The organism is Neptuniibacter sp. 1_MG-2023 (assembly GCF_030547185.1).
In the GTDB taxonomy this organism is placed as follows: Bacteria; Pseudomonadota; Gammaproteobacteria; order Pseudomonadales; family Balneatricaceae; genus Neptuniibacter.
On record NZ_JAUOQR010000004.1, the window covers coordinates 245,834 to 254,268 of the forward strand.

The window sequence follows — 8,435 nt, forward strand, 5'->3', positions numbered from 1 at the left end:
GGTATGTTTTGTGCAAGGGTTCTTGTATAAGGTGTTATTTTTATTCATAAAGATAAATTTGCACTTTTTTGGTGCGCTGTTTGTGAGTGATTGATTCTGGTGCACGTTCTTACTATGGGAGAGAGAATGTTTAAAAAGGTGCTGGTGTTTACGGATTTGGATGGTTCGTTATTAGACCATTTTAGTTATAGCTATCTAGCTGCGGCTCCTTTATTAGAGCTTTTCCGAGAAAAGGGGGTACCTGTTATCCCTGTGACCAGTAAAACCCGGGCTGAGTTAAAAGTGTTGCGCTCTGAGCTTAAAAACCTTCACCCCTTCGTGGTGGAAAATGGTGCCGCTGTTTTTATTCCACAAGGGTATTTTTCAGCGACCCCATCTGGTTGTGAGCCTTTAGATGGATACGATTGTTATCAGTTCTCTAAACCTCGTGAATTTTGGATAAATTTATTATCTGAGATGGAGGATGAATTTAACGGTGAGTTTGAGACGTTCACGTCCTTGGGTACCGATGGGATTGTTAGGCTCACCGGATTGTCTGAGCACGCTGCGGAGCTTGCTAATCAGCGAGAATATAGCGAGCCAGTGATGTGGAAGGGCTCCAATGAGCGTAAATCTCTTTTTGTCGAAGCATTAAAGAGCTCGGGAGCAACCGTTTTGCAGGGAGGGCGTTTTCTGCATGTTACCGGTCATTGTGATAAAGGCCGTGCCCTTCAGTGGCTATGTAAAAGATATAAAAATGATTCACCAAAGGAGTCATTTTTAACTATTGCCGCAGGTGATAGTTATAACGACAGGGAGATGTTAGAAGTTGCGGATTGTGCTCTCGCCATTCGATCACCTGTACATGATTTTCCAGATATTAAGCATTCAAATATTTACCGTTCTGTGCAACTAGGCCCGCAAGGTTGGGTTGAGGGTATGCGTGAATTTTTGAGTACGGAAGAAACATCCATAGATGTAGATATTATTGACTATCTGCAGAATAAGCTTAGGAGTTGATATGGCTGATTTTTATCAGAATGGAATTATTACTACGCTACATAATCTGTCGAATAGGCCCATTGAAGAGGTAGAGGCTGAGTTAACTCGGTTTGGCCGGAAAAGGCCCATGTCACTTATTTTACCTTCACTTTTTTCTGAGTTAGAGGGGCCTGCGTTAGGGCATATTGTTGACGAACTTTGTAAAGTGCCCTATTTGTCAGAGATTGTTATCGGGCTTGATCGAGCTAATGAAGAGCAGTTTTGCTTTGCTCAGAATTTTTTTAAAAAGCTTCCGCAGCATCACCGCATTCTTTGGAATGATGGTCCCCGTTTACGAGAATTGGATGCAGAACTTCAATCTTTGAAATTAGCCCCTAAAGAACCAGGAAAAGGACGAAATGTTTGGTATTGCATGGGATATGTGCTGGCGTCAGGACGTGCAGAATCTGTGGCTTTGCATGACTGCGATATCACGACCTATAACCGAGATATGTTGGCGAGGCTTATTTATCCTGTTGCTAACCCTCAGTTTAACTACGAGTTTTGTAAAGGTTTTTATGCGCGAGTTGCGGATGGGAAAATTAATGGTCGGGTGTGTCGATTGCTGGTTACGCCATTATTGCGCGCATTAAAGAAAGTATTTGGGGAGATTGAATATCTGCAGTATATGGATAGCTTCCGTTATCCTTTGGCGGGAGAGTTTTCTTTTCGTCGTGATGTCTTAAGTGATATACGCATTCCGAGTGATTGGGGTTTAGAGATTGGTGTGTTGTCAGAGATGCACCGTAATTATTCAAATAACCGCCTCTGTCAGGTCGATATTGCGGACCAGTATGATCACAAGCACCAAAACTTATCCCTTGATGATAAGAATGCGGGGCTGTCTAAGATGTCCATAGATATCACTAAGGCGTTATTTAGAAAGTTGGCCACGCAAGGACATACTTTTAATAGCGAAACTTTCCGTACCATTAAAGCAACGTATTTCCGTATAGCCTTAGACTTTATTGAAACCTATCACAATGATGCAGTTATGAATGGGTTGCAGCTAGATATTCATGGTGAAGAACAGGCTGTCGAAATGTTTTCGCGGAACATCATTACAGCAGGGGAGCAGTTTCTCGGTAACGCCATGGATACACCATTTATACCAAGCTGGAGTCGAGTAAGTAGTGCGATGCCAGACGTATTTGATCGTCTGGTTGAGGCTGTTGAATTGGATCATAAAGAGTTTATGGCTGAGACGCTTAAATAGTTTCTTAAATAGGGATGTTGCAGATATGGATCGTAGTGTTAGTAATTCAGCCAGTGAGCAATTAAGTTTTCAGATATCTAACCATCTCCAGGTTATATATTCTGAAAAAAGTGTCGAAATGTTGGCTGATTTGGCTTCGGAGCTTGTTGAAATAATGCGTCTGCAGCAGGTTGATGGCGTACCTGTATCCCATAAAAACTATTGGGATGAAAGCGATGTCATTATGATTACTTATGGTGATTCTCTATATGAGCCTGGCAAAAGAGCGCTAACAACATTGCATCGTTTTCTGCATGAGCAGTGCGATGGGGTCATTAATGGCGTGCATGTGTTGCCCTTTTTCCCTTATAGCTCAGATGATGGCTTTGCCGTTAGTGATTATTATAAAGTGAGAGAGTCAGTTGGCGAGTGGGAAGATATTAAAAAACTGGCTGCTGAATTTCGTTTGATGTCTGATGTTGTTATTAATCACTGCTCAGGTGAGAGCGGATGGTTTCAAAACTTCATTAAAGGAGAGGGGCTTGGAAGTGATTATTTCTATGTGGCGAGCCCTGACGATGATCTGTCTCAAGTTGTTCGTCCCCGAACAACTCCTTTGTTGAGAGAGGTTGAAACGGAAAAGGGGCTTCAGCATGTTTGGTGTACTTTCAGTCATGATCAAGTAGATTTTGATTTTAGAAATCCAAAAGTTTTAAAAGAGTTTGTAAAGCTTGTTCGCTTCTATCTGGATAACGGCGTTAATATTTTTCGTTTGGATGCCATTGCTTTTTTGTGGAAGGAGAGCGGGACAACGTGCCTGAATTTAGAGCAAACCCATGAGGTTGTTCGATTATTGCGGCTTTTGATCGGATTTGCTTGCCCTACTGCCATGATTATTACTGAGACCAATATACCGAGTAGGGAAAACCTATCCTATTTTGGTAATGCTAATGAAGCTCATTGTGTCTATAACTTTTCACTGCCGCCTTTGCTCTTGCATGCGCTTTTAACGGGCCAAAGTTTTTATTTAAAGCAGTGGATGATGAGTATGCCTCCTGCGCAGGATGGTACGGCCTATTTCAACTTTATAGCTTCCCATGATGGTATTGGTTTACGGCCAGTGGAGGGAATCTTACCTGATACTGAAGTTGAAATGTTGACAGACAGGATGCAGGAATGGGGAGGGCATGTTTCGTGGCGTGCTTTAGAAGATGGAGTAAATAAGCCTTATGAGATCAATATTACTCTCTTTGAGGCTCTGCAGGGAACGATAGAAGGAGAGGATGAGTTTGGTGTGGAACGCTTTCTGTGTGCGCATAGAATAATGTTGGCACTGGAAGGTATACCAGGCATCTATTTCCAAAGCTTGTTGGGTAGTCTTAATGATCATGAACGAGTCAAAATGACGGGGCATTTTCGTTCAATTAATCGTCATCATTGGGAGTATGATTCATTGGTCCAGCTTCTGGGTGACGAAACTTCACATTACGCATATATTTTTGATGCGATGAAACGGCTTATTTCCATTCGTACAAAGCAGACAGCTTTCCATCCTAATGCAACGCAATTTACCCTCCATTTAGGAGATCAGATATTTGGTTTTTGGCGACAAGGGATTAATAGAAGGCAGAGTATTTTTTGTTTGAATAATCTTAGTGATAAGCCAGCAGCATTGCTTTTATCGGATCTAAACTTAATAAATACGCATCAATGGTCAGATCTATTGAGTGATGATGTTTTTGATGACCTGCATGCTACGATCGAGCTTGCGCCTTACCAAAGTATTTGGTTATCAAACGAAAAGTAATAAAGGAAGGGTAAAATAGGAAGTGGTCGGAGTGATAGGATTCGAACCTACGACCCTCTGGTCCCAAACCAGATGCGCTACCAAGCTGCGCTACACTCCGACATAACTGCTATGCAGTAAAGCCAAAAGAGAAAAGTGGTCGGAGTGATAGGATTTGAACCTACGACCCTCTGGTCCCAAACCAGATGCGCTACCAAGCTGCGCTACACTCCGACGTTCATCTTTTCAGATGGCTCCCTGAGCTGGACTCGAACCAGCGACCAATAGATTAACAGTCTACTGCTCTACCAACTGAGCTATCAGGGATTTTCAGTTGTACTTTCAAGATATTGGCTCCCTGAGCTGGACTCGAACCAGCGACCAATAGATTAACAGTCTACTGCTCTACCAACTGAGCTATCAGGGATCTGTACCTCGAAAGTGCGGCGTATCTTAATGACGCAGCTGCAGATCGTCAAGAGATTTTTGCCAATTTTTTAAAAGATTGGCTGGGTTGGTTGATAGTTAAACAGTAGTTTTAATAATTGGTTGTTTGTTGTTCAGGGGGTTGTGCTTTTATGTGTTTTTTATTGGGCTAAGTCTATGGAGGTGTTTTTGCTATCTATATAAAAAATATATAAAAAAAATCTCAAGAATTGAGCCCACCTGTACCTCGGTACAATAGTTTTTATTGTGCTTTATAACTATAAAGGTGTAATCACCCAAAGGTTTTTAAAGGATTTTATTAGATATGAGTGTTATAGGTACGGTTTCACACTTAATTGGTCGCGCAGTTGCAATTCAATCCGATGGTTCTGAGCGCATTTTGACGCTGGGCGATGAGGTTCATGCAGATGAGCTTATTCGTGTTACACCTGATGCATCTATAGAAATTGCTATGGATAATGGTGACCTAGTCAAATTAGATGGCGGCCAGAATTGGTTGGCGAGTAGTGAAACATATCTAGAGTCTGATAATTTTGATACGAGCGAAGCTACTGCTGATGCCGAATCGATTCAAGCTGCTATTTTAGCAGGTGCCGACCCTACTGATGTTGCAGAAGAAACCGCTGCAGGTGGTGAGCAGGGTGCTGAAGGTAACGAAGGCTCTACTACAGTCAATATCCTACGTACAGCGGAAGAAATTGATCCAAATGCTGGTTATGAAACTACAGGTTTTGGTCAGGGTGATACTGATAGACCTCTATATGAAGGCGATGAGATCGCTTTGGTTCAGCCTGTTATCAGCATCAACGGTCCTAGTACAGTAGTTGAGGGTGAAATCGCTACTTATACTATTACAGTAAGTCGGCCTGTATTAACTGATATGACAATCAGTGTTGTTACGGGTCATGTGACCACAGAAGATGGTGATTTAGTCCCTCTAAATATGGATGTGACAATCCCAGCAGGCCAAAGCTCCGTATCTTTTGACGTTCAAACGAATGATGATTACTTTGCCGATAGTGGTGAGCAGTACAATGTTTCTTTTGACAGCGTTGTGGGCGGCGGTTTTGAAAATATAGAATTTGATGCCAGCGCTGTTACGACAACAATTTTGGATCAGGTCGGCAGTGATAACCCTCCAGGGGATGAAGACACAGTTGTATTAGATATTGATGGGCCGACAACGGTCGTTGAAGGTGAGGTGGCAACATATACGGTTACGGTAAGTAATCCACCGTTAACAGATCTCGTTATAAGTGTAGTTACTGGGCATATCACTACAGATAACGGTGATTTAGTTCCTGTTAATACAAATGTCATCATTGCTGCAGGTACTATATCTACAACATTTGATGTAGTGACTACAGATGACTCATATGCCGATAATGGTGAGCAGTTCACTGTAAGTATTACGGGTAGCACTGGGGGCGGTTATGAAAATTTAGTTGTAGGTGATGGAAGTATTACTACTACAATTGAAGACCAGGTCGGCTCTGATAATCCTCCAGGTGACGAAGATACTGCGACTATTTCGCTTACAGGCCCTTCTACTGTTATTGAAGGAAATACTACAACACCTTATACCATTAGTGTTGATCAGCCAGCGGCCAGTGTAACCACACCGATCACCGTAACCTTCACGTACAGCGGTGTTGCGAAAGATGGCGAAGACTTTACCGGCCAAGCTAGCGTTGAGATCTCAGCAGGTAGCAACAGCAACACCTTCACGATCGATACCTTAGATGATGTGTTGGCGGAAGGTGCTGAGAGCTTCACCATTACGATCGATACCATCACCGATACCAACTTTGAACATGTTGTTGTGGATGCGAGCAACGGCAGTGTTGAAACGCAGATCACCGATGACACGGATCCAAATACCACTGAGCCAGATACAGAAACGGCTTATGTCTCTATTGCAGGGCCTAGCAGTGTTGTTGAAGGCGATACCACTACGCCGTATATCGTCAGTGTTGATCAGCCAGCAGGCGATGTTACTACACCGATCACCGTAACCTTCACGTACAGCGGTGTTGCGAAAGATGGTGAAGACTTCACCGGTCAGGCTAGCGTTGAGATCCCTGCAGGTAGCAACAGCAACACCTTCACGATCGATACCTTAGATGATGTATTGGCCGAAGGTGCTGAGAGCTTCACCATTGCGATCGATACCATTACCGATACTAACTTCGAGCATATTGCTGAAGATGCGACTAACGGTAGTGTTGAAACGCAGATTTTGGATGATGCCGATCCAACCACGACCGAACCAGATACTGAAACGGCGACCGTTTCACTGATAGGCCCATCAAGTGTTGTTGAAGGCGATACCACTACGCCGTATACCGTCAGCGTTGACCAGCCAGCAGGCGATGTCACTACACCGATCACCGTAACCTTCACCTACACGGGTGTTGCGAAAGATGGTCAAGACTTCACAGGTGTTGGAACGATTGATATCCCAGCGGGCAGCAACTCAAATACCTTTACGATCGGTACTTTGGATGATGCCCTAGCAGAAGGTGCAGAGAGCTTCACCATTACGATCGATAGCATTACGGATACGAACTTCGAGCATATTGCTGGAAATGCGACCAATAGTAGTGTTGAGACCACCATTATTGATAATGACACCGCGACAGTCTCCCTAACAGGCCCGTCAAGTGTTATTGAAGGCAATATCACTACGCCGTATACCGTCAGCGTTGATCAGCCAGCGGATAGTGTAACTACACCGATCACTGTAACCTTCACGTACAGTGGTGTTGCGAAAGATGGTGAAGACTTCACCGGTCAGGCTAGCGTTGAGATCCCAGCAGGTAGCAATAGCAACACCTTTACTATCGCGACCTTAGATGATGTGTTGGCGGAAGGTGCAGAGAGCTTCACCATTGCGATCGACAGCATCACGGATGCCAACTATCCAACGATCGGCGCTGATGCGACCAATAACAGTGTTGAAACGCAGATCACTGATGACACGGATCCAGGTACGACAGAGCCGGATACGGAAACAGCGTATATCTCCCTAACGGGCCCTGCGTCTGTTATCGAAGGCGATACTACAACGCCATATACCGTAGCTGTGGATCAGCCAGCAGGCGATGTTACTACACCGATCACCGTAACCTTCACGTACAGCGGTGTTGCGAAAGATGGTCAAGACTTCACAGGCCAAGCTAGCGTTCAGATCCCAGCGGGTAGCAACAGCAACACCTTCACGATCGATACCTTAGATGATGTGTTGGCGGAAGGCGCTGAGAGCTTCACTATTACGATCGATACCATTACCGATACTAACTTCGAGCATATTGCTGAAGATGCGACCAACAACAGTGTTGAAACGCAGATCACTGATGACACAGATCCCAATACGACTGAGCCAGATACAGAAACGGCTTATGTCTCTATTGCAGGGCCTAGCAGTGTTGTTGAAGGCGATACCACTACGCCGTATACCGTCAGTGTTGACCAGCCAGCAGGCGATGTCACTACACCAATCACCGTAACCTTCACGTACAGTGGTGTTGCGAAAGATGGTGAAGACTTCACCGGTCAGGCTAGCGTTGAGATCCCAGCGGGTAGCAACTCAAACACGTTCACGATCGATACCTTAGATGATGTGTTGGCGGAAGGCGCTGAGAGCTTCACCATTACGATCGATACCATTACCGATACTAACTTCGAGCATATTGCTGAAGATGCGACCAACAACAGTGTTGAAACGCAGATCACCGATGACGCGGATCCAAATACCACTGAACCGACCACTGAAACAGCCACTGTTTCACTTACCGGTCCAGCAACGGTGATTGAAGGCGATATTACAACGCCGTATACCATCAGCGTTGATCAGCCAGCAGGCGATGTTACTACACCAATCACCGTAACCTTCACGTACAGCGGTGTGGCGAAAGATGGTGAAGACTTCACAGGTCAAGCTAGCGTTCAGATCCCAGCAGGAAGCAACAGCAATACGTTCACCAT

General features: G+C 44.4%; 4 protein-coding genes and 4 tRNA genes. 4 read left to right on the top strand and 4 right to left on the bottom strand.

The annotated features are described in order from the left end of the window. Nucleotides 1-126 precede the first annotated feature (126 nt). From Q4492_RS07315 to Q4492_RS07325, 3 genes are read left to right on the top strand one after another with little or no spacing between them, the layout of a single operon-like run. Nucleotides 127-999 (top strand): mannosyl-3-phosphoglycerate phosphatase, encoded by an 873-nt coding sequence (locus Q4492_RS07315; RefSeq protein WP_303416589.1) that lies wholly within the window; start codon nucleotides 127-129, stop codon nucleotides 997-999. 1 nt (nucleotide 1,000) lies between these two features. Beyond that, complete coding sequence (locus Q4492_RS07320) at nucleotides 1,001-2,236, top strand: glycosyl transferase (RefSeq protein WP_303416590.1); 1,236 nt, start codon at nucleotides 1,001-1,003, stop codon at nucleotides 2,234-2,236. Nucleotides 2,237-2,261: 25 nt separating this feature from the next. Next, the gene (locus Q4492_RS07325) at nucleotides 2,262-4,022 is read left to right on the top strand and encodes a sugar phosphorylase (protein WP_303416591.1); all 1,761 of its coding nucleotides are present in this window, start codon (nucleotides 2,262-2,264) and stop codon (nucleotides 4,020-4,022) included. A 23-nt stretch (nucleotides 4,023-4,045) separates the two neighbouring features. On the opposite strand, the gene Q4492_RS07330 is transcribed toward Q4492_RS07325, so the two are convergent. The 4 genes from Q4492_RS07330 to Q4492_RS07345 form a co-directional block, all read right to left on the bottom strand. Then, a tRNA-Pro gene (locus Q4492_RS07330) sits at nucleotides 4,046-4,122 on the bottom strand. A 36-nt stretch (nucleotides 4,123-4,158) separates the two neighbouring features. Continuing rightward, nucleotides 4,159-4,235, bottom strand: a tRNA-Pro gene (locus tag Q4492_RS07335). 17 nt (nucleotides 4,236-4,252) lie between these two features. Next, nucleotides 4,253-4,328 (bottom strand) — tRNA-Asn (locus Q4492_RS07340). A 24-nt stretch (nucleotides 4,329-4,352) separates the two neighbouring features. Beyond that, a tRNA-Asn gene (locus Q4492_RS07345) sits at nucleotides 4,353-4,428 on the bottom strand. 324 nt (nucleotides 4,429-4,752) lie between these two features. On the opposite strand from Q4492_RS07345, the gene Q4492_RS07350 reads away from it, so the two are divergent. Beyond that, a partial coding sequence (locus Q4492_RS07350) for a retention module-containing protein (RefSeq protein ID WP_303416592.1) occupies nucleotides 4,753-8,435 on the top strand: 3,683 nt, incomplete at its 3' end.

Bases quoted from the DNA above. Each gene is read 5' to 3' on its own strand.
- Q4492_RS07315 (WP_303416589.1), top strand. From the start codon at position 127: ATGTTTAAAAAGGTGCTGGTGTTTACGGATTTGGATGGTTCGTTATTA.
- Q4492_RS07320 (WP_303416590.1), top strand. From the start codon at position 1,001: ATGGCTGATTTTTATCAGAATGGAATTATTACTACGCTACATAATCTG.
- Q4492_RS07325 (WP_303416591.1), top strand. From the start codon at position 2,262: ATGGATCGTAGTGTTAGTAATTCAGCCAGTGAGCAATTAAGTTTTCAG.